20 protein-coding genes and 1 pseudogene are annotated in these 22,793 nt (G+C 36.5%); 8 read left to right on the top strand and 13 right to left on the bottom strand.

Going from position 1 to position 22,793, the window contains the following annotated elements; translation table 11 throughout:
* Positions 1 to 31 precede the first annotated feature (31 nt).
* From D0817_RS17600 to D0817_RS17620, 5 genes are all read right to left on the bottom strand, one after another.
* Entirely contained in the window at positions 32 to 397 is a 366-nt protein-coding gene (locus tag D0817_RS17600; RefSeq protein ID WP_238160902.1) for a hypothetical protein, read from the bottom strand.
* 202 nt (positions 398 to 599) lie between these two features.
* Positions 600 to 3,944 carry a preprotein translocase subunit SecA gene (gene secA, locus D0817_RS17605; RefSeq protein ID WP_127339682.1) on the bottom strand — a complete coding sequence of 1,115 codons (3,345 nt, stop codon included), beginning with the start codon at positions 3,942 to 3,944 and terminating at the stop codon, positions 600 to 602.
* An 89-nt stretch (positions 3,945 to 4,033) separates the two neighbouring features.
* On the bottom strand, positions 4,034 to 4,255 hold the full coding sequence (locus D0817_RS17610) for a DUF2795 domain-containing protein (protein ID WP_007138072.1): 222 nt from the start codon (positions 4,253 to 4,255) through the stop codon (positions 4,034 to 4,036).
* Positions 4,256 to 4,494: 239 nt separating this feature from the next.
* Positions 4,495 to 5,064: a cob(I)yrinic acid a,c-diamide adenosyltransferase gene (locus D0817_RS17615; RefSeq protein ID WP_127339683.1), complete on the bottom strand. Its 570-nt coding sequence runs from the start codon at positions 5,062 to 5,064 to the stop codon at positions 4,495 to 4,497.
* 128 nt (positions 5,065 to 5,192) lie between these two features.
* Positions 5,193 to 5,879: an ABC transporter ATP-binding protein gene (locus D0817_RS17620; RefSeq protein WP_127339684.1), complete on the bottom strand. Its 687-nt coding sequence runs from the start codon at positions 5,877 to 5,879 to the stop codon at positions 5,193 to 5,195.
* A gap of 298 nt (positions 5,880 to 6,177) precedes the next feature.
* Between D0817_RS17620 and D0817_RS17625 the strand changes: the two genes are divergently transcribed.
* Entirely contained in the window at positions 6,178 to 6,837 is a 660-nt protein-coding gene (locus D0817_RS17625; protein ID WP_127339685.1) for a DUF6565 domain-containing protein, read from the top strand.
* 63 nt (positions 6,838 to 6,900) lie between these two features.
* On the opposite strand, the gene D0817_RS17630 is transcribed toward D0817_RS17625, so the two are convergent.
* Positions 6,901 to 7,680 carry an O-methyltransferase gene (locus D0817_RS17630; protein ID WP_127339686.1) on the bottom strand — a complete coding sequence of 260 codons (780 nt, stop codon included), beginning with the start codon at positions 7,678 to 7,680 and terminating at the stop codon, positions 6,901 to 6,903.
* 129 nt (positions 7,681 to 7,809) lie between these two features.
* Here D0817_RS17630 and D0817_RS17635 point away from each other — a divergent pair, with 129 nt between their 5' ends.
* Entirely contained in the window at positions 7,810 to 9,360 is a 1,551-nt protein-coding gene (locus D0817_RS17635; RefSeq protein ID WP_127339757.1) for an SDR family oxidoreductase, read from the top strand.
* An 88-nt stretch (positions 9,361 to 9,448) separates the two neighbouring features.
* Here the strand turns inward: D0817_RS17635 and D0817_RS17640 are convergent, their stop codons facing one another.
* Positions 9,449 to 9,991 (bottom strand): hypothetical protein, encoded by a 543-nt coding sequence (locus D0817_RS17640; protein WP_127339687.1) that lies wholly within the window; start codon positions 9,989 to 9,991, stop codon positions 9,449 to 9,451.
* Between the two features lie 346 nt (positions 9,992 to 10,337).
* Positions 10,338 to 12,200, bottom strand: a complete 1,863-nt coding sequence (locus D0817_RS17645) for an ABC-F family ATP-binding cassette domain-containing protein (RefSeq protein ID WP_127339688.1) — start codon at positions 12,198 to 12,200, stop codon at positions 10,338 to 10,340.
* A gap of 253 nt (positions 12,201 to 12,453) precedes the next feature.
* Between D0817_RS17645 and D0817_RS25695 the strand changes: the two genes are divergently transcribed.
* Positions 12,454 to 12,624, top strand: coding sequence for a hypothetical protein (locus D0817_RS25695; protein WP_161568441.1), 171 nt, complete (start codon positions 12,454 to 12,456; stop codon positions 12,622 to 12,624).
* Positions 12,625 to 12,676: 52 nt separating this feature from the next.
* Here D0817_RS25695 and D0817_RS17650 read toward each other — a convergent pair.
* From D0817_RS17650 to D0817_RS17660, 3 genes and pseudogenes are all read right to left on the bottom strand, one after another.
* Positions 12,677 to 13,098: pseudogene (locus D0817_RS17650) on the bottom strand (helix-turn-helix domain-containing protein).
* Positions 13,099 to 13,168: 70 nt separating this feature from the next.
* Positions 13,169 to 13,579 carry a helix-turn-helix domain-containing protein gene (locus D0817_RS17655; RefSeq protein ID WP_127339690.1) on the bottom strand — a complete coding sequence of 137 codons (411 nt, stop codon included), beginning with the start codon at positions 13,577 to 13,579 and terminating at the stop codon, positions 13,169 to 13,171.
* A 131-nt stretch (positions 13,580 to 13,710) separates the two neighbouring features.
* Complete coding sequence (locus tag D0817_RS17660; RefSeq protein WP_127339691.1) at positions 13,711 to 14,673, bottom strand: T9SS C-terminal target domain-containing protein; 963 nt, start codon at positions 14,671 to 14,673, stop codon at positions 13,711 to 13,713.
* Between the two features lie 159 nt (positions 14,674 to 14,832).
* On the opposite strand from D0817_RS17660, the gene D0817_RS17665 reads away from it, so the two are divergent.
* Positions 14,833 to 16,251, top strand: coding sequence for an undecaprenyl-phosphate glucose phosphotransferase (locus D0817_RS17665; RefSeq protein WP_127339692.1), 1,419 nt, complete (start codon positions 14,833 to 14,835; stop codon positions 16,249 to 16,251).
* Here the strand turns inward: D0817_RS17665 and D0817_RS17670 are convergent, their stop codons facing one another.
* The gene (locus D0817_RS17670) at positions 16,252 to 16,989 is read right to left on the bottom strand and encodes a tyrosine-protein phosphatase (RefSeq protein WP_127339693.1); all 738 of its coding nucleotides are present in this window, start codon (positions 16,987 to 16,989) and stop codon (positions 16,252 to 16,254) included. It lies immediately after the preceding gene.
* Positions 16,990 to 17,125: 136 nt separating this feature from the next.
* On the opposite strand from D0817_RS17670, the gene D0817_RS17675 reads away from it, so the two are divergent.
* Positions 17,126 to 18,316, top strand: a complete 1,191-nt coding sequence (locus tag D0817_RS17675; RefSeq protein ID WP_127339694.1) for a DUF5009 domain-containing protein — start codon at positions 17,126 to 17,128, stop codon at positions 18,314 to 18,316.
* 52 nt (positions 18,317 to 18,368) lie between these two features.
* Here D0817_RS17675 and D0817_RS17680 read toward each other — a convergent pair whose 3' ends face one another.
* Positions 18,369 to 18,977 (bottom strand): hypothetical protein, encoded by a 609-nt coding sequence (locus D0817_RS17680; RefSeq protein ID WP_127339695.1) that lies wholly within the window; start codon positions 18,975 to 18,977, stop codon positions 18,369 to 18,371.
* A gap of 198 nt (positions 18,978 to 19,175) precedes the next feature.
* On the opposite strand from D0817_RS17680, the gene D0817_RS17685 reads away from it, so the two are divergent.
* The 3 genes from D0817_RS17685 (at position 19,176) to D0817_RS17695 (ending at position 22,706) form a co-directional block, all read left to right on the top strand.
* Complete coding sequence (locus D0817_RS17685; RefSeq protein ID WP_127339696.1) at positions 19,176 to 20,339, top strand: glycosyltransferase family 2 protein; 1,164 nt, start codon at positions 19,176 to 19,178, stop codon at positions 20,337 to 20,339.
* Positions 20,340 to 20,423: 84 nt separating this feature from the next.
* Positions 20,424 to 21,773, top strand: coding sequence for a dihydrolipoamide acetyltransferase family protein (locus D0817_RS17690; RefSeq protein WP_127339697.1), 1,350 nt, complete (start codon positions 20,424 to 20,426; stop codon positions 21,771 to 21,773).
* 162 nt (positions 21,774 to 21,935) lie between these two features.
* Positions 21,936 to 22,706, top strand: a complete 771-nt coding sequence (locus D0817_RS17695) for a 3'-5' exonuclease (protein WP_127339698.1) — start codon at positions 21,936 to 21,938, stop codon at positions 22,704 to 22,706.
* Positions 22,707 to 22,793: the final 87 nt, after the last annotated feature.

Raw genomic sequence — 22,793 nt, forward strand, 5'->3', positions numbered from 1 at the left:
TTTTCAAAAAATTGAAAAGTGCAGCTAAAATTTATATTAAAAAGGAAGGAGGGCGAAAAGTAACATTCGAAACCGAAACAGGTTTACGGTCAGGACGAGCAAAGTTTTTTGCCTTTGATTCTATTAGTGCTACTAATTTGAAATGGGATAAGGGGGTATTTTGAATGTATACAACCTCAACTTTCTCTTTCAGGTTGTTTTGCATTTTCTTTTCGTTGTCGGCGTATTTTTTTAAACTTTTTTGAAGTTCACATCGGCCGTTACAGGAGTTAAAAAGCATTTTGCGTTGTACACAGATGGTTTTTGAAATTTCGTCCTGATTTAATTTGAAGGAGGTATAAACGAAGAAACTGCCAAAGGATGGCACTAAAAGCATACAGGAAAGAAATGTGATCAAAAACTTCTTCAAGGTTAATTTAGTTGTTTCGGAAGCAAAAATACATCTTATTCGTTTTACAATGAATATTTTTTTTATTTTTTTAAATAACAAACCCGACAGGCTTTGAAACCTGTCGGGTTTATTTTAGTTTGCATTCTCAGTTTTCAGTCTCGTTCGCAGTTTCGGACTGAGACTGTAAACTTCGACTGAATACTAAAAATTATTCTTTAACAAGCACCCAGGTACCTGCTGCCAAAAGAGTTTCGGCTTTTTTGAATTTCATTGTTTCGGTTTTACCGGTAGCAACTTCCTGAACTGTTACAGTATCATTACGGTTGATTTTTGGATTATCTCTTACAATCGTTTCTGTCACCTGACGTTGTTGCGTTTCTCCTGCTTCGCGGTTGATGTCTTCGTTGTTAACGATTTCGTCTTTGCTCAATTTGAAGTTTTCTTTTTGACGCACTTCTTTTGCCTCGTGAATTTCAGGAACGTTCTGAGCCGGTAAATCACCTTTGAATAAGAATGAAATAACTTCTTTGTTTACGTTGTCTAACATTCCTCTGAACAAATTAAAAGCTTCTAATTTGTAGATAAGCAATGGATCTTTTTGTTCGTGAACGGCTAATTGAACAGATTGTTTCAATTCATCCATTTTACGTAAGTGTTTTTTCCACGCCTCATCCACAATAGAAAGTGTGATATTTTTTTCGAAATCGGCAATTAATTGCGCTCCTTCGCTATCGTACGCTTTTTTCAAATCTGTAACTACATTCAAAGTTTTGATTCCATCGGTAAACGGAACTACAATACGCTCAAAATGATTGTTTGGCTCTTCGTAAACTCCTTTGATGATCGGGAAAGCTTCTCTTGCGCTTCTTTCCGTTTTCTCTGTATAGAAAGCCAATGTTTCTTTGTACACTTTTCCGGTAATTTCGATGTCTGATAATTTTGTAAAATCAGCTTCAGAAATTGGGGAAGTGATAGAAAAATAACGAATCAGATCAAATTCGAAAGTTTTGAAATCATTTGCCGCTTTATTATGACTTACTACTATTTCGCAGGTATCGTAAAGCATGTTGGCAATATCCAGTTTCAGACGCTCACCAAACAAGGCATGGCGGCGACGTTTGTATACTACCTCACGTTGAGAGTTCATAACATCATCATATTCCAATAAACGTTTACGAACACCAAAGTTATTTTCTTCTACTTTTTTCTGGGCACGTTCGATAGATTTAGTCATCATCGAATGCTGGATCACTTCACCTTCCTGAAGTCCCATTCTGTCCATCACTTTAGCGACTCTCTCAGAACCAAATAAACGCATAAGGTTATCTTCAAGGGAAACGTAAAACTGAGAACTTCCCGGATCTCCCTGACGTCCTGCACGACCACGTAACTGTCTGTCTACACGACGGGAATCATGACGCTCTGTACCTACGATTGCTAAACCTCCGGCAGCTTTTACTTCCGGTGATAATTTGATATCGGTACCACGACCAGCCATGTTTGTGGCAATAGTCACTACTCCGGCTTTACCTGCTTCTTCTACAATCTGTGCCTCTTGTTTGTGCATTTTAGCATTCAAAACGTTATGGGTAACGCCTCTCATTTTTAACATTCGGCTTAATAATTCTGAAATCTCTACAGAAGTTGTTCCAATCAAAACAGGTCTTCCTGCATTTGATAATTCCGTTACATCTTCAATTACCGCGTTGAATTTCTCACGTGTTGTTTTGTAGATATAATCTTCTTTGTCTTGTCTTGAAATTGGACGGTTCGTTGGAATTTCAACCACATCCAGTTTATAAATCTGCCATAACTCTCCGGCTTCTGTAACCGCTGTACCTGTCATACCTCCCAGTTTGCTGTACATTCTGAAATAATTCTGTAATGTAACGGTTGCAAAAGTTTGTGTAGCAGCTTCGATTTTTACATTTTCCTTTGCTTCAATCGCCTGGTGTAAACCGTCAGAATAACGACGGCCATCCATGATACGACCTGTTTGCTCATCGACAATCATAATTTTGTTGTCCATGATCACATACTCAACATCTTTTTCAAACAAAGCATAGGCTTTTAAAAGTTGTGTTAACGTATGGATACGCTCGCTTTTTACGCCAAAATCCTGAAATAATTTCTCTCTGGCTTCCGCTTCAGCGTCTTTGTCCAGTTTTTGTTTTTCGATAGCAGCAATTTCAGTCCCGATATCCGGAAGTACGAAAAAGTCAGCATCTGTATCTCCTGAAAGGTACTGGATACCGTTATCAGTAAGCTCAACCTGATTGTTTTTTTCTTCAATTACAAAATACAAAGCCTCATCGACTTTATGCATTTCGCGATTGTTATCCTGCATGTATTGATTTTCGGTTTTTTGAAGCAATTGTTTAACGCCTTCTTCACTCAAAAATTTAATTAATGCTTTATTTCTAGGTAAACTTCTGTAAGCTCTTAACAATAAGAATCCGCCTTCTTTAGTGTTTCCTTCTTTGATTAATCTTTTTGCTTCAGACAAAAATCCGTTTGCTAACTGACGTTGTTGTGCCACTAAGTTTTCGATTTTTGGTTTCAGCTCATTAAATTCATGACGATCTCCCTGAGGAACCGGTCCTGAAATAATAAGCGGTGTTCTTGCATCATCAATCAGTACAGAATCGACCTCATCGACAATGGCATAATTGTGTTTTCTTTGTACTAAATCGCTTGGCGAATGTGCCATGTTATCTCTTAAGTAGTCAAAACCAAATTCGTTGTTGGTTCCGTAAGTGATATCAGCGTCGTATGCTTTTTTTCTTTGTTCTGTACTTGGCTGGTGATTGTCAATACAATCCACAGTTAAACCGTGGAATTCGAATAAAGGCGCTTTCCATGTACTATCACGTTTTGCCAAATAATCATTCACCGTTACCAAGTGAACACCATTTCCGGTTAAAGCGTTTAAGTAAAGAGGAAGTGTAGCCACCAACGTTTTACCTTCACCTGTTTGCATTTCGGCAACTTTACCTTCGTGCAAAACCATTCCGCCAATTAACTGAACATCATAATGAATCATGTCCCAGGTAATTTCCTTACCTGCGGCATTCCATTTGTTAGCCCATGTAGCTTTGTCACCTTCTATGGTAACGTATGTTTTTGTGGCAGAAAATTCTCTGTCTTTTGCAGTAGCAGTAACTTCAATAAAAGAATTGTCTTTAAAACGACGTGCTGTTTCTTTAACCACAGAAAATGCTTCCGGAAGAATTTCCAATAAAGTTTTTTCTGAGATTTCGTAAGCTTCTTTTTCAAGAGTATCAATAGCATCATAAAGATCTTCTCTTTTATCGATGTCTTCGATGTTTTCTACTTCCGCCTTAAGCGTAGCAATTTTAGCATCTTTATCAGCTCTGGCTTCTTTTATTTTTTCTTTAAAATAAACGGTTCTGGCTCTTAATTCGTCATGAGACAAACTCATTAAGCTAGTTTCGAATGTTTTAATTTTGTTTAAATAAGGTTGTAAAGCTTTGACATCTTTCTGTGATTTATCACCTACAAAGACTTTAATAATACTGTTTATGAAACTCATGATTTGTTATATTTCTATTATATGTAAATGTTGTATTTAGAACCAAAAAAAAAGCCTCTGTGATGAGACTTTTTCCTTTGGTTTATTTTTTAATATTCATCCTCATTCCAAAGATAATCTTCGTCTGTTGGATAATCAGGCCAAATTTCTTCCATTGATTCATATATCTCTCCTTCATCTTCAATAGACTGAAGGTTTTCTACTACTTCTAATGGAGCACCAGCTCTAATAGCGTAGTCAATAAGTTCGTCTTTGTTAGCAGGCCATGGGGCATCACTTAAATAAGATGCTAATTCTAATGTCCAATACATCTGTTATCTGTTTAGTTTGTGCAAAAATAAATTTTTTACTGAAAAAGACAAGTAAATTTTGATTTATTTTAAGAAAATTTAAGAACGTCTCTTGTTAAATTCCAAAAAATAAATTCCAAATTCCAAAAAAGGAACATAAAACCTACTATAGAGGAACTTTTTGTATGTTGTTTAAATTCGCAGAATTTTTAATTTTTCCCTGGAATTTGGGATTTGAAAAATTGTAATTTTAAGAAAATTTATTTTCTCGGAATCCATTTCACTTCCTCCGCTTTTAAGTCAGAGGACAACTTCCGTGCCAAGACAAAAAGGTAGTCAGAAAGTCGGTTTAGGTACTGTATTGCAATTTCAGGTACCTGTTCATTATGGCTTAAATGTACTGCCAAACGCTCTGCGCGGCGGCAAATACATCTTGCAATATGACAATGTGACACGGTAGGGTGTCCGCCCGGTAAAACAAAATGCGTCATTTGTGGAAGGCTTTCTTCCATTTTATCAATCTCATTTTCCAATAATTCGATATCGGTATCGACAATTCCCAGATTTTTTAGCCTGAGTTGTCCGTTTTTCAGGACTTCTTTTTCTACCGGAGTTGCCAAAATGGCGCCTACGGTAAATAAACGATCCTGAATTTCGATTAAAATGTTTTTGTAATGCGAATCGATTTCCTGATCACGTATGAGTCCTATATAAGAGTTGAGTTCATCCACAGTTCCATAACTGTCAATTCTGATATGATCTTTCGGAACGCGGTCGCCTCCAAAGAGAGCCGTTGTTCCCTTGTCGCCGGTTTTTGTATATACTTTCATTTATTTTAGATTTTAGATTTCTGATTTTAGATTTAATATTTGGAAGCTAAAAATTATTTTAATCGATTTAAATCCTCAAAGTATGAGTTACACAACGAATCTAAAATCTAAAATCAGAAATCTATAAATTATTTGGTAGTGTCGCTTTCAATCAAACCATCGCGCAAACGAATTACGCGATGTGCATAAGCTGCGATGTCTTCTTCGTGTGTTACGAGGATTACGGTGTTTCCCAGCGCATGGATATCTCCGAAAAGCTTCATGATTTCTACAGAGGTTTTGCTGTCTAAGTTTCCGGTGGGTTCGTCGGCGAGTATTATGGAAGGTTTGTTGACCAAAGCACGGGCAATGGCCACACGCTGGCGTTGTCCTCCCGAAAGCTGATTCGGCTGGTGATCCATTCTGTCGGCAAGATTGACCTGTTTCAGCACTTCTGTGGCACGTAAGACACGTTCCGATTTAGAATATCCGGCATATATCATAGGTAAGGCTACATTATCTAAAGCCGTAGTTCGCGGCAAAAGGTTGAAAGTCTGGAAAACAAAACCAATTTCCTTGTTTCTGATTTCTGCCAATTCATCATCGCGCATCTTGCTTACATCTTTTCCGTTTAAAACATAATGTCCGGAAGTTGGCGTATCCAGACAGCCAAGCAAATTCATCAAAGTCGATTTTCCGGATCCCGAAGGCCCCATTAAAGCTACATATTCACCTTTGTTGATTTCTAAGTTAATACCTTTCAATACATAAACAATTTCGTTGCCCAGGACAAAGTCTCGTTTGATGTCGGTTATTTTAATTAATGGATTTGCCATTTCGTTTTACAATTTTGGTTTTAAAAGTACAAAACACTTTTCAATAATCCATGAGTAGCCTTTAATTGATTTTTGTTACAAAAAGCAGTATTTATTAGCGGTATTTTTTCCTTTCTAAAAATTATAAAACATTTAAAAAAATCTTTGTTATATGATTTTAATTTGTTTTTACATAATTATCATATTTTGTAATTTTTATTAAATTATGTTTAAAATTTTTATTAAATTTTCTAAAATATTTTATAATTATTCAAATATTTAACTATATTTGCTCTATAACATTTAAATAATCAAAATTATGAGAAATATACAAATTGTATCAGGTATTGCATTAATAGCTTTAAGCTTCACATCATGTAAAGATGAAAAACAGGAAAATGCGAAAAAGACAATCGACGCTTATGTGACTTATGTCGATTCAGTAAAGAATGTTGCAGCAGATGATCTGAAAGCGGATTGGAAAGATGTTGATGCTGAATACAACAGAAGAGCAGAAAATGCACAGTTGGCTCTTGCTGACATTAAAGATAACGCAGCAGAGACAGAAAAAATAAACACTAGTAAAGTTAAATACGAAGAGTTTAAAAATGAAATGACCAAAGTTTTGGCTCCACCTGCACCAAGTCCTAAACAACAATTGCGTAATGCGTTATTTGGTGAAGGAAAAATCGGTGATGATATGAGTTTTGCCTGGGTAAATGCTCAAAATATTCATAGTGTATACCAACAATTCGTTCATACAGTAGAGAATAACAAAGACAGTTATTCACGTGAAGACTGGGATGAAATTAAATTAATGTACGAAGCACTTGACAGCCGTAAAAATACAGTTGAAAAAGAAGGTCTTACTTCTGAAGATAACAGAAAAATTGCAGGTTTAAAAGTGAAATTTGCTCCAATGTACACGCTTAACAGAATGGGAGCTAAATCGGATGAAACAGCAGCTGCTAAAAAATAAAAATAAAATAAAAAAATTGTAATAATTATAAGAAATGACAATCAGAAATGGTTGTCATTTTTTTTATGTTCTGATTACAAAATGTTCTTTTTCCTGTTCGCGTCTGAAAAAGACAAATCCCCATTGAAACGTATCGATTGTTACTTTTACTTTTGGGTGGTTTTTAATGATTGCCCAGGCTTCCTCCATTTCAGCGGACCAGTGAATGTCATCAAATAACCAGACGGAGTCGTTTGTAATGGTAGGCAATAAAAGTTCAAAATACGCCAGTGTGGCTTTTTTAGAATGATTACCGTCGAAATAGATGAGTTCAAAGTTTAAAGTTTCAGGTTTCAGGTTGCTCAAATACTGTTGAAATTCTGAAATTATATTTTCTACATTATCGCAATTAAATTCGTTTAAATGTTTTTTTGCAACATGGGCCGTTTGAGGACAGCCTTCCAGCGTAATTACTTTTGCTTTTGGATTGCCTAACGCCAGGGCAGAAGTGGCCAAACCCAGCGAGGTTCCGATTTCTAAAATAGTATTCGGCTGAAAATAGCGAACGACGCGAAATAATAATTCGGCGCGTTTTGCAGAAATTCCGGCTGTCTGTGCAATTTTGGCTATTTGTCTCGTATTCGATTTAAAAACTTTCGAGCCGGCACCGAAATCGGTTACTTCTATAAAATTTTTATTTTCCAAAAGTGATTTCCTGTACTTTTTCAGAATTGCATATTCCGGCTTTGCTTTTTTATCGTAAAAACACTTCGTTATTAAATGAAATACAAACGGAGAATGAACGGCGTGTTCGTTTTTGGAGTTCCAAAGAAATTTTAAGTATGATTTTATCTGAAATAGCATAGCAACAGTTACAAAGTGGCGACGAAGATACAAATACGAAAGACAATACCCAAAACCCAATGGTTTTAAGAAGTTTTATTGCGCTGTTAAAAGACTATATTTGCGGCCTTGAAATAATACACATTTATGATGCTGAAGGAAGAATCAGAAGACAGGAAAATAATAACTCCGGAAGAAATTGAGCGATGCATTGCTATTCTGGCACAGTTGAATACGGATACCGATCAGATATTTGATATTCCGAAGGAACAGCGAATCGCGTTGATCAAAGAGGCGGGAATGTTCTCAAGACCCGACCGTGGTGAATTTTCCAGAAGAATTAAGGACGGGAAACAGGCGGCCAAACGCAAAATGGAAAAGAAAGACAAAACGGCCCGTAAAGAAACCGGAATCCGTCATGCGCGTGAAGCTAGTGTGTTTACGGCGCCCAAATTACTGGCTTTTAATGAGCTGGCTCATAAAGAACAGTTAGAGCTGGAAACTCCCAGAAACTGTTATGTGTGCAAAACAGGCTTTACTAAAATGCACCACTTTTATGATACCATGTGTACCGACTGTGGTGATTTTAATTATGCCAAACGTTTTCAGACCGCTGATGTAAAAGGACAGATTGCTGTGATTACGGGTTCCCGGTTAAAAATTGGGTATCATATTACACTGATGCTTTTACGCGGCGGGGCAACTGTGATTGCAACAACCCGTTTTCCTGTGGACTCTGCCTTGCGTTTTTCTAAAGAAGACGATTTTATGGAGTGGGGACATCGGTTGAAAATTCATGGACTGGATTTACGGCATATTCCCAGTGTGGAAATTTTCTGCAATTTTATCGAGCAGAAATACGAGCGACTGGATATTTTAATTAATAATGCCGCTCAAACGGTGAGACGTCCTGCGGGTTTTTATACGCATTTAATGGAAAATGAGGAGCGGTCCATTGTTTCTCTGCCAAAACAGGCTCAGGAATTGTTACTGGATCATATCAATTGTCTCGATGAATTGAAAATCCTGACCAGCGGAGCTTCTTCAAACCAAAATATGCCGGTGACCTGGCACGGACCGGAACCGGGAATTGGGTTGCGGGCTTCGGCTAAATTATCCCAGATTCCGTATTCTTTTGATAATGCCCTGGTGGCAAACGAAGTTTTTCCGGAAGGTGAACTCGATGCCGATTTACAGCAGGTAGATTTAAGGAAAACGAACAGCTGGCGTTTGAGATTGGGTCAAATCGAAACTACGGAAATGATTGAAGTGCAACTGGTCAATTCGGTGGCTCCCTTTGTGCTTTGTAACCGCCTTTCGGAAGTCATGAAGAAAGACAATACCGGACAAAAACACATCATAAATGTTTCGGCAATGGAGGGGAAATTCCACCGCTTTTTCAAAGAAGACCGTCATCCGCATACCAATATGGCGAAAGCAGCTTTGAATATGTTAACCCATACTTCTTCGGGGACATTGGCAAAGCATGGTATTTTTATGAATGCAGTCGATACAGGTTGGGTAACTGACGAAGATCCTGCTGAATTGGCAAAGAAAAAACAAGAGTTAGAAGATTTTCAGCCGCCCTTGGATATTGTAGATGGCGCTGCCCGTGTTATGGATCCTTTGTTTGACGGAATAAATACAGGAAAACACTGGTGCGGAAAATTCCTGAAAGACTATAATCCGATTCCCTGGTAAACAGGGGCTCAGTTTAGATTATTTAATAAAATAAAAAACCACAACAGAATTAAATTTTGTTGTGGTTTTCTTTTGGAAAAATAAGTGATTAACGGTAAATGTTTTCTCCTCTATTTGATTTCCATTCTCTTTCAAAATATTCAGCATCTTCGTCATTACGGGTGTGAACTCCTAGTACAACGCGACCATCTTTAATTCCTGATTCGTAAACTTTTGCTCTTTCTTCAGGAATTCCTGATCCTACTAAAGCTCCAATTAAACCGCCAGTAATTCCTCCGGCACCTGCACCAGCTAATCCTGCTGCAAGCGGACCTGCAATAATTAATCCTAATCCGGGAATCACAAGGCTTGTTCCTAACGCAGCAATAACGCCAACAATAGCACCAATAGTTCCTCCAATGGCAGAACCTGTTCCGGCTGTTTCTGCAGCTTTATTTCCTAATTCAGAGTGATCATCTTTATCCGAATAATGTTTTTTTCTTGTGTCGTCAGACATAATAAGATTGATTTCATCTTTTGTATATCCTCTTTCACTTAATATTTCGTAAGCTCTTTCTGTACTGTCGCGATCAGAAAACATTCCTGTTAACATTGTACGTTTGTTGTGGTCTGGGTTATGTAAATTTTCCATTGTATATATATTTTAATTTGTGAATTCGTTTCCACTAATACAAAGCTCGTTAATCGACTTTATTTTTTATTTATACAATTATTGCAAATTCTTACATATTGAATTTAACATTTCTTAATTTTTAACTCAATTTTTGATTATTATGCAAAAGATTTAAAGTCAGGGCTTGTTCTCAGGCGTAGTTTTCAGTCTCGGTTTCGGCCTCAGTCTGAGTCTGAGTTTTCGGCGGGTTTCAACATAAAAAAAACACATTACAAAAAGCATTTTTGTAATGTGTTTTTTAATTTTAACCCAAAGAATTTCTACAATTCACTGAAAATTGCGACTGAGAATGAAAGCTAAAAAATCATCCTTCAATTTTAGCCGAAAGCTCAAACCAACGTTCTTCTTTCTGGTCTATTTTACTGATGATATTTTGCAGTTCGTTTGCTTTTTTCTCGATATCGGCATCTGCTACTTTTCCGTCAGAGAATAATTGTTCGATTTTGGTTTTGTCAATTTCTAAATCTTTAATTTCTCTTTCCAGTTTTTGATATTCTTTCTGTTCGTTGAAAGTTAAATTTCCGGTCGGATTATTTTGTTTCCAGTCTTTCTTCTCTGCTTTGTTTTCTTCTTTCTGCATAACATCGGCACTGTCTTCGTAGGCTCTGAAATCAGAATAGTTCCCTGGGAAATTCTCGATTTCACCATTCCCTCTGAAAACAAATAAATGATCGACAATTTTATCCATGAAATAACGGTCGTGCGATACCACAAGCAAACAACCCGGGTAATCCAAAAGGAAGCTTTCCAGAACGTTCAGGGTTACAATATCCAAATCGTTCGTTGGCTCATCCAGAATCAGGAAGTTTGGATTCTGAATCAAAACGGTACATAAATAAAGACGTTTTAATTCTCCACCACTTAATTTTTCTACAAAATCATATTGTTTTTTAGCATCAAAAAGAAAACGCTCCAGCAATTGTGAAGCCGAAATCATTCTGCCTTTCGCAAGCGGAATAAATTCGCCGTATTCCTTTATAATATCAATCACACGCTGATTCGGTTTCGGGTTGATTCCGCTTTGGGTGTAATAACCAATTTTTATCGTTTCTCCTTTGACTACGCGTCCGCTATCCAATGGAAGTGTTCCGGTAAGAAGGTTCAGGAAGGTTGATTTTCCGGTTCCGTTTTTACCAATGATTCCGATACGTGCGCCACGCTGGAAATCAAAACTAAACTGATCCAGAATGACGTGGTCTTTAAATTTTTTGGAGATTTTGTGAAGCTCAATAATCTTGCTTCCCATACGTTCCATATTGATTTCAAGCTCGACTTTGTTTTCCTGACGACGGCTTTGTGCTTTTTCCTTAATTACGTAAAAATCATCCTGACGCGATTTTGATTTTGTCGTTCTCGCTTTTGGCTGACGGCGCATCCACTCTAATTCTTTTACGAATAAGTTTTTCGCTTTGTCAACACTTGCGTTTTCAGAGGTAATTCGTTCTTCTTTTTTCTCTAAATAGTAGGAGTAATTTCCTTTGTATTGGTATAATTTCCCGTTATCCAATTCAATGATTTCGTTACAAACACGCTCTAAAAAGAAACGGTCGTGCGTCACCATAAATAACGTGATGTTTTCTTTGGCAAAATAACTTTCAAGCCATTCGATCATCTCCAGATCCAAATGGTTGGTTGGCTCATCCAGAATCAATAAATCAGGACGATTGATCAATATGATAGCCAAAGAAAGACGCTTCTTTTGTCCACCCGATAGATTTTTTACTTTTAATTTAAAATCTTCGAGTTTTAATTTGAATAAAATCTGCTTGTATTGGGTTTCAAAATCCCATGCATTATGCTGATCCATTCCGTCAAAAGCTTTTTGGTAGGCTTCTTCGTCATCCGGATTTTCTAATGCTTTTTCGTAGGCTTCAATTACTTTAAGTGTTTCATTATCTGAAGCGAAAATACTTTCTTCGATAGTCAGTTCTTCCTGAAGGTTGTTGTCCTGCGAAAGAAAAGCCATGCGGATTCCTTTTCGTAAAACGACCTGACCGGTATCCGGTTCATCCAAACCGTTAATAATGCTCATAATGGTTGTTTTTCCAGAACCATTTTTTGCAATAAAAGCAATCTTTTGATCTTTATTGATTCCGAATGAGATGTTGTCAAATAAGGTTCTTTCCCCAAACGACTTCGATATGTTTTCTACAGATAAGTAATTCACTTTGTAAATTATGAGTTATAAATTATAAGTTATGAAGGTTTTACAAATCACAACTTTTTTGCAAAAGTAAGTTATTATATTGCGATTTGCGAATTATTTGTCGAGATAGGAATTTTATAATTCCGTTGCTTCACAGTGGTTAAATAATAACGCGGAAACTTTGAAGCGAAGGATTTTAGTTGTAAATGCTAGAAAAGAAAATAAAAAGTATTTTAAAAAGTAAGAAATTAAGTTATAATATTTATTTTTGAATATGGAAAATAAAGCTACAAAAAACGAAAAATATGTAAAAGTGTCAGAAAGTATGCTTTTATCATTGGTTTCTTCAAAATTAAAGGAAAGGATTTTGTTTCCTGAAAAAGTTGAAACTGCAAAAAAGTTCTTAAATAATTTACATTTTAAATCACATGCAAAGAAGATTTAAAACTATATAAAAAAAGTGTCATGAAAATGACACTTTTATGATTATTCCAAAATTATTTATTGATTAATTTTTTTAGTGTTCCATCATTTCATCTTTCTCTTTCAGCATGCGCTCGTATAAATCAATTTTTTCGTCGTGAATTTTTTTTAACTCTGCGATAGGATTGAAGTTGAATGTGGAATTAGAATTTCCAACACAAGCATTTTCTCCAACAGAAGTATTGTCTCCGAAAGTATTCGAAATAATATTCACCGCTTGCTCCTCATCAAAATTCCGAAAAGCTTCCACAGGAATTTTTAATGTATGTGAGATTTGATTAAGAATATCCTCTTCGATTACATCTTTTTGCTCCAGCATAGAAATTTTCTTCTGATTCCAGTCATTTCCCAAATCAAAAGCCAATGCTTCCTGTTTGATTCCAAGCATTTCTCTAAAACGTTTTACGTTTCTTCCCTGATGTATTTTTTGTTCCATAATGAATATCGATTTTATGAAGGCTCAAAGATAAAGCCATTTGGATGTCTTATAAATAATTATTCCGCAATTATTTATTGATTAATTTTTCAAGTCGTAGCATCATCTCATCTTTCTCTTTCAGCATACGCTCAAATAAATCAATCTTTTCGTCGTGAAGTTTTTTAAATTCTTCCAATGGATTTATATTGAAAACAGGCTTAGCGTTCCCTATATAAGCATCTTTTTCAATATTAAATGTATTCGAAATAATATTCACCGCCTGGTCCTCATCAAAGTTCTGAAAAGCTTCAACAGGAATTTTTAACTTATCTGAGATTTGATTAAGAATATCCTCTTCAATTACATCTTTTTGCTCCAGCATCGAAATTTTCTTCTGATTCCAGTCATTTCCCAAATCAAAAGCCAATGCCTCTTGTTTGATTCCAAGCATTTCTCTAAAACGTTTTACGTTTCTTCCCTGATGTATTTTTTGTTCCATAATGAATATCAATTTTACGAAGGCTCAAAGATAAAGCCATTTGAATGAAAAAGTATGAATTTCAAAGATAAAAAAATATCCTGAAAATATCTTTTTTGTAATAATAAACTTATCATATCGCAATTTGCGAATTATTTATGGAGATCCGAATTCAAAAGCGAACTCAAATCAAAATAATGAATTTGCTGGGGAACATTGATAATGGGTTTCCGGACCAGGCTTTCATTCGTTACATAATAATGAAGACCGTCGCGTGTTGCAATACCTTCAATCTGATGGAAAGGCAGTTTGAGGTCAATTTTCCTTTTGTTTCCGGTTAAGAAATTATGATCTTTAAAGTCATACAAAAGATATAAAAAAGTTTTTCCTGTTTTGGAATACCCACAAAGTACAATCCGTTTTTTTGCTGCGACATAAGTGGCACCGGTTACTAAACCTTCTGTGCTAAGGGTTTCTTTGTATTGCGCAATCTGCTTCCCGGGTTGATTGGGCAACACATAAATACTGATTTTGGAAGAGCTCCACTGCTTGGAAAATAAATAAATGCTGTCCTGTGTTACGATAAAAGCTTCACAATCAAAATTGGTCGTGTTTCCTTTTTGGGCAGTAAAATCAGTCTGGTCTGAATAGGAGAAGGAGATCGTGTCGATACTAGGATTTCCAGCTAAAAAAGATTTTTTTTCAATTTTTAAAATATGCAGATCCGTTCGATTTCCCCTGAAATTATTTCCAAAATCACCAATGTATAAATGGGTTTCATCCTGTGAAATTTCCTCCCAGTCGTGGTTTACAGTATTGAGAATTACTTTTTTTCTGATTTTGCCCAGGGAATCCAATCCGTACAATGTGGTATCGTGATCGTCATTGTGTGACCATAACAAACCGTCAAAAGCAATTAATCCGGAAGTTTCTTTTATGGAATCACTTAAACGAACAGAATATTCCGGTTTTATTTTTAAAGATTTATACTCGCAACTCCCGTCATTACTTGTGGCGGCCGGATTGTAATTTATGGAAAGCGGGTCTGTACAGCCGGAAATCTGACCATAAGATGCTGATATTGTTGCTATAAATAATAAAAAGTATTTTATCATTGAAGTTGTTTTAGATTCAAACAGGTTAAAAGTATAATTTAAAAATAAATTGATTTTAAAATAAGCTAAAAAATATAATTTAAATGTTATTTTGCACCACGATTGCTTAGATCCGAATTTTATTCTGAGAAAAGTATTGTGCACAGTCCCCCCCCAAATATGAAAATTTCTGAAAAAATATCACATTACCGTTTTTCCCGCTACTTCAAAATTTTGTTTGTCTGCCTGGATATTCTATTGTTGAATCTGGCAATTAATCTTTCGGCACTGGCCCGATTTGGAGGTTTGAAGGAACTGCTGTTAAAGGAAGAAAAAACGATTGCCTTATTAATGAATTTAATATGGATCGGTTTGTTGCTGCATAGAAATTCCTATCGAATGATCCGTATTGAACGCATCGAATCGATCTTAAAAAGAACCATCAATAAAATTGTGATCCATGCGGCACTGGTGGCGATTTTTGTTGTTTTTTTAAAATATGCCGACATTTCAAGGCTTCGATTGCTGTATTTTTATCTGTTTTTCTTCTTGCTGATCATGATTTCGCGTTACGCATTAATGAAACTTTTAAAAGAAATCAGGGCGAACGGCTTTAATTTTAAAAAAATAATTATTGTCGGGGCTAATGATACTGGAGAAAGAATGCAAAAAATCCTCGCGAAAGATTTAACATACGGTTATCGGTTTTTAGGTTTCTTTGATGAAAAAGAAGCAATCTCTCCCGGTTTTTCAGGGCCGCTTTTAGGTGGATTTGACCGTATTGAGAGTTTTATTATTGAGGAAAAAATAGACGAGATGTATGTGGCACTTCATATTGATAAAATTGAAGTAATCAATAAGCTTACGAAAATATGCGAACAGAATATGATTCGTATTAAATTCATTCCTGATTTTCAGTTGTATACAAAATCAAGTAAAGTTGAGGTTACGTTTTATGGAAATACTCCGGTATTGATGCTGCGCCCTGAACCTTTGGAATTCGCTTCTAACAGGCTTATTAAAAAGGTTTTTGATATTTGTTTTTCGCTTGGGGTTATTTTATTGATTTTTCCGTGGCTTTTGCCAATAGTGGCCCTGATCATTAAAATAGAATCCCGCGGTCCGGTGTTTTTTAAACAGGAACGTTCGGGCAGGGACAACCGTTCTTTTATGTGCCTTAAATTCAGAAGTATGTATGTCAATGATCTGGCACATAACAAACAAGCCGGAAAAGGCGATAGCAGGATTACCAAATTTGGAGCTTTTATCCGCAAAACAAGTATCGACGAATTGCCGCAGTTTTTTAACGTTTTCTGGGGAGATATGTCTGTTGTCGGGCCAAGACCGCATATGGTCAATCTGGCAAAAGAATACAGCGAACTGATTAATAATTATTTGGTACGTCAATATGCGAAACCCGGAATCACAGGCTGGGCACAGGTAAATGGATATCGCGGCGAAACGAAAGAGCTTATCGATATGGAAAACAGAGTCGATTACGATATTTGGTATATCGAAAACTGGAGTTTGCTTCTGGATATTAAAATTATTGTCAGAACGATAATTAATATTTTCAAAGGGGAAGAGAACGCCTACTAACTAAAATTTAAAAAATTGATTGTTTGCAATAACCTCCTTTAAAGCAGAAGCATTTTTTATTTTTATTTTTTTACCCAATTCCTTCATGTGGTTGCGATGATGGACGTCTGAGCCAACAAAATCATACATTCCTTTTTTCAGTAACTCTTCGCTAATTTTAGTGACTCCGCTACCGTAATAGCCAACGGTAGCCAGTAAATTCAATTGAAACAAACAGCCGGACTTTTTTAGTTTTTCGTATTCGCTAAAGTTTTGATGGTAATACAAATACCTTTCAGGATGTGCCAAAACCGGAATGTAACCCGCTACCTGCAAATCAAAAAGGGTTTTGTGTAATTGTGCCGGCGGACTGATGTACGATATTTCTACCAGTACATAATTGTCTTTTAGGGTCAGTAGTTTTTCAGTTTTAAAATGATTTTCAAACCAGTCGTCCATAAAATATTCTGCGGCGGCACGAAAGGGAGTAATAATGCCATTTTCTTTTAATGCCATTGCCGTTTCCTGTTGATTAGTCCTGATGACCTCAGGCGAATTATCCCAGAAATGGTGTTTTATGTGCGGCGTCGTTATAAATTGAGAGATGCCAATTTCGGCAAAAGCCTTTGCGAGTTTTAGGGTGTCGCCTATGGTTTTGGCGCCGTCATCAATTCCGGGTAAAAGATGCGAATGAATGTCGATATAATTATCGGAAAGAAGATCTTTCAGGAACGGTTTTGATTTGAAAAGTGATAACATGCTGCAAAAGTAAAAAAAAGGATGTGTTTTTGAAGAATTTGTTAAATGGAAATTCACCAGTCAAAATTAAGGTATTAATGTAACTGCTCATTTCGTAATTATATTATATTTGGAGTTACTAAAAACGCAATAATTTATGAAAATAAAGGAAAACTTATACAATCAAAGGATTATTTCGATAGATGCCCTGCGCGGAATTACCATTTTTATAATGATTTTTGTCAATGAACTGGCAAGTGTGAAAAACGTACCACAGTGGATGAAACACATGCCGGCAGACGCAGACGCCATGACCTTTGTTGATTTGGTTTTTCCGGCATTTTTATTTATTGTCGGGATGTCGGTTCCGTTTGCATTCAATGCCCGGCTGTTAAAAGGTGATAGTGCCAGAACGATTTGGACACACACTTTAAAAAGGGCGTTGGCCTTAATTATTATTGGCGTTTTTATGGTCAATGCCGAATATGGCTATGATGCCTCAAAAATGATTATCACTCCGGCGTTATGGGGGCTTTTAGCGTATGCGATGCCCATTCCGATTTGGAATAAATATGCCAAAGATTTTCCGGTTTGGTTAAAGAATACGCTTCAATATGGCGGAATGTTAGTGTTAGTCGCGTTATATTTTTTATACGTTCAGGATACAGGAACAATCGGGATGACGCCAAAATGGTGGGGAATTCTGGGCTTAATTGGCTGGGCGTACCTTTTTATAGTAGTTTATTATTGGCTCGTTGGCGGAAAATTAGGAGCCATGATTTTGTTTCTGGTAATTTGTGTCCTTGCCAATTCACTTAATCTAATCGAAGGTTCACTGGTTCATCAAAATGCAGTACTTAGTTTTATTGCCGGACATTTAACCCATGCTGCTGTCGTAACTGCGGGTGTAATCATTTCGTTATTGTTTTTTGATCGAAAAATCACTCCAAAAATCAATTGGCCCGTGATAGGTTTTGCAGTATTGTTTTTGGTAACCGGATATTTGTTAAGACCCTATTTCGGAATCTCAAAAATAAAAGGAACTCCATCCTGGACGATGTTTTCGGCTGCAATTTGTACCGTGCTGTTTTACTTTTTGTACTGGCTCATGGAAATAAAAAAACAAACCAAATGGAGTGGTTTCTTTATGCCTGCAGCGGCAAACCCATTGTTGATTTATATTTTACCGGGTGTTATTTATTATTTCACGCTTGTTTTTAATTTTCATATCATTCCAGATTATTTCCGTGAAGGCATTCCGGGGATTATCTGGAGTCTGGTTTTTTCAACGATTATGTTGTTGGTAATGAAAATCTGCAACAAGTATAAGATTCAGTTGCATTTATAGGAGTTTTCAGTCTCAGTCTCGGTCTCAGCTAGACTGCGACTGAATACTGCGACTAATTCTCAACGATAACTGATTTTATTTCTAGCAATGCGCCCGAAACCGGGTTGTAATTCACAAAGTTGAATTTACATAAATTATGGATATTCAAAAGTTTGCCGTTTGGTAGTCCGTCCTGTTTAAAATGGGTCCACGGAATTTTGATCGTTGTGAATTTTTCAGGAGAAGCAGGTAAATCAACTCTGGGATGTGATCCGCCGTGTACACAGCCCGTTCCTTCATTGTTTCCTTCGCGAGCCTGTAATTTGATAAGTTGTGAGGATTTATAACTGATGCTTACGTATTTAGAGCTGTTCGATAAATTCGTGGCAGGACCATCATTCGAATCGGAAGCTGTAATCATAACATTCAGCTCAATTTCTCCAACTGGTGCAGTTTTGGCTGTCACGCGGATAATTCCTTCTTTTTCGCGAACTGTGTTAATCGTCTCCTGAGTTTCCTTTGCCGGTCCAGCAATAAACCAGGTATTGGATTGTACAAGATTTAACTCCCTATGACTCGGGTTTTCCCTGTGAAAACCACAGGATATAAACAGGACTAAAATTAAAAAAGAGAAACGAATCATACTTGGAAGCCGGTTTAAAAAAGTGGATTTTAATTTCAAATATAGCTTTTATAAAAATACCACGAATCAATTTGCGAAATGAAAGCTATAGTCACCATGTATTCAAATCTGGTAAAACAATCCAATGCGCAATAATTTTGGTGTAAAGTAAGACCTTTATAAAAACGATGCGTCTTTACCGTTGGGTTTATCTGAAAATTTCTAACTTTCCGAAAAAATAAAGAGACCCATTTTTTCATGCAGTTATCAGTTATTATTCTTAATTACAATGTGCGTTACTTTCTGGAACAATGCGTCTTAAGTGTTCAGGAAGCCATTGCGACGCTTGATGCCGAAATTATTGTCATTGATAATAATTCGTCTGATGATAGCTGTATTATGATGAAAGAACGGTTTCCGAATGTCAAACTGATTCAGAACAAAGAAAATTTTGGTTTTCCAAAAGGCAATAATATTGGAGTAAAAGAAGCGCAGGGAAAATACATCTGCATTCTCAATCCCGATACGGTTGTGGCCGAAGATACATTTACCCAAATTCTGGCTTTCGCTGAAAAGCAGCGTGAGTTAGGGATTGTGGGCTGTAAATTAATTGACGGAACCGGGCAGTTTTTGCCCGAAAGCAAACGTGGCATTCCGACGCCCTGGGTTGCTTTTACCAAGATTTTTGGTCTGTATAAAATTTTTCCAAAATGGAACCTTTTCAATCAGTATTATGCGCAGCATGTTTCAGAGACTGAGACCGGTAAAGTTGCTGTTTTAGTGGGAGCTTTTATGCTGATGGAAAGAAATTTATATCTTGAATTACAAGGTTTTGATGAAGATTGTTTTATGTATGCAGACGACATTGATCTTTCTTACCGCGCATTATTAAACGGGAAAAGTAATTATTATTTTCATGAAACAACGGTCCTGCATTACAAGGGAGAAAGTACCGTTAAAGATGAAAAATACATGAAACGTTTTCAGGAAGCGATGACTTTTTTTTATAAGAAACATTTCAGGAAATCATTGTTTTTCTCTATTTTTATCAAAATCGGGATTGTGTTTTTTTCTTTCGCTAAAATGTTTCAGGGAAAATCAAAAGACAAACCAATCCCCGAAAGTTATGTTTTATATTCTTCTGATGTGAAATTGTTTGAAAAATTGGCTTCTATTTTTGAAAATAAAGTAGTTGTTTTCAATTTCAAAAAAGAAAAAATGGTAAATTCGTGGCTGCTTTTGAAGGGTAAAACAGTGGAGATTATTTTAGATAATCAGCATGTTTCATTCGGAAATTGTATCAAAATCATAGAAAGTCTTAAAGATAAGCGTATTACTTTTAAAATTTTCCCCAAAAACACAAATTTTATTATTGGAAGTAATTCCAGAAATGACAGGGGACAAGTAGTAAAAATCGAGTAAAAAATTATATTAAATGTAATTTATATTTAAAATATTCAGTAATTTCGCAATCTGAAAATCAAAATCACCCTTGAGGTTAACAATATGGCAAGATTTGAATTAAAACTTCCCAAAATGGGAGAAAGTGTAGCTGAAGCAACTATTACAAACTGGTTGAAAGAGGTTGGAGACAAAATTGAAGCAGACGAAGCGGTACTGGAAATAGCAACTGACAAGGTTGACAGTGAAGTACCTAGCGAGGTGTCGGGAATTTTGGTCGAAAAATTATTTGGCAAAGATGATTTAGTTCAGGTAGGGCAGACTATTGCAATTATCGAAACAGAAGGCAGCGTTGAAATATCATCGTCGTTTTTAGTCGATAAAGTGGTAGAGGATGAAGCTCCGGCCGCAGCAGCCGAAATTGAAAAAACAATCGATGCGGCTAAAGAAACCGTTACGCCTCAGGATTTCGCAGCGTCCGATAAATTCTTTTCTCCGCTTGTGAAAAATATCGCAAAGGAAGAAGGTGTTTCTGTTGCTGAGTTAGAGAATGTTCAGGGTTCCGGAAAAGACGGGCGTGTTACAAAAGAAGATATTTTAAAATATGTTGAAGATCGCAAAGCAGGCGCGGTTGCTGCTCCAAAAGCTGTTACAGAAACAGTTAAGGAAGTAGCTGCTCCGGTAAAAGCGGCAGAACCGGCAGCGGTTCAGAAAAGTCAGCAGGCGGTTCCGGTTTCTGTAAACGGAGGTGATGAAATCATCGAAATGGACAGAATGCGTAAATTGATTTCAGGATACATGGTGGCCTCGGTGCAGACTTCGGCTCACGTACAATCTTTTATTGAAGTGGATGTAACCAATATCGTAAAATGGAGAGATAAAGTAAAAGCTGCTTTCGAGAAAAGAGAAGGCGAGAAGCTTACTTTTACGCCAATTATGATGGAAGCCGTTGCAAAAGCATTGAAGGATTTCCCTGGAATGAATATTTCTGTTGACGGGGATTATATCATTAAAAAGAAAAATATAAATTTAGGAATGGCTGCAGCTTTACCAAACGGAAATTTAATCGTTCCGGTGATTAAAAATGCAGATCAGCTCAACCTTGTCGGAATGGCAAAGGCGGTTAATGACTTGGGCAATCGTGCAAAAGCAGGAAAACTGAAACCGGACGACACACAGGGAGGAACATATACGGTTACAAACGTAGGAACTTTTGGAAGTGTTTTCGGGACGCCGATTATCAATCAGCCGCAAGTGGGTATCCTGGCGCTTGGAGCAATTCGTAAAGTGCCTGCAGTTATCGAAACGCCGGAAGGTGATTTTATCGGAATCCGCCAGAAAATGTTCCTGTCCCACTCTTACGACCACAGGGTAGTAGATGGTGCACTTGGAGGAAGTTTTGTAAAGAGAGTCGCAGAATATTTAGAAGCCTTTGATGTAGACAGGGATTTCTAAAAGAATCTGTTTTATAAATAACTAATCCTTTCTGTGTTTTAAACATAGAAAGGGTTTTTTATTTTACATTGTTAAAATCGGAACAGAAATCGGGAACTTTATGAAAAAAACAAGTGAAATTCAGCTTTAAAATTTATATTTGTAGACTTATAAAATTCAAAAATGGAACTCAAACTCAATAAACCAATTTGCTTTTTCGACCTTGAAACTACTGGTATTGATATCGGAAAAGACAGAATAGTAGAAATTTCAATATTTAAAGTTTTTCCAAACGGAAATAAAGAAAGTAAAACTTGGTTGGTGAATCCTACAATTCCAATTCCGGCTCAGACTACGGCCGTTCATGGTATAACGGATGAAAAAGTAGCAAACGAACCTACTTTCAATGAGTTGGCGCCACAGGTCTATAATATGATTAAGGACAGTGATCTGGGAGGGTTTAATTCTGATCGTTTTGATATTCCGTTACTCGCAGAAGAATTGCTTCGCGCCGGAGTTGATTTTGATATGAAAAATAAAGTTTCTGTAGATGTGCAGACTATTTTTCATAAAATGGAAGAACGTACGCTAAGTGCCGCTTTGAAGTTTTACTGCGGAAAAAGTCTTGAAAATGCCCACTCGGCTGAAGCAGACACTATGGCAACCTACGAAATCCTGAAAGCACAGTTGGACCGTTATCCGGAATTGGAAAACGATATGAAATCATTATCTGAATTCACAACGCGTAAAAAAATTGCCGATTTTGCCGGAATGATCGCTTTTGATAAAGACAATGAGGAAATTTTTACTTTCGGAAAACACAAAGGCGCCAAAGTCGACAAAATATTAGAAACCGAACCAGGATATTTCAGCTGGATTCAAAACGCTGACTTTCCATTATATACCAAAAAAGTGCTGACGGCAATCAAACTAAGAAAGTTAAATACGAAATAAGCCTCTAAGTCACTAAGGTTCTGAAGTGCTAAGTTTTTGCGCATTTTCTCATGATCTTAGCGACTTAGAACCTTAGCAACTCTAAAA

It is taken from the genome of Flavobacterium cupreum (assembly GCF_003996965.1).
GTDB classification, from domain to species: domain Bacteria; phylum Bacteroidota; class Bacteroidia; order Flavobacteriales; family Flavobacteriaceae; genus Flavobacterium; species Flavobacterium cupreum.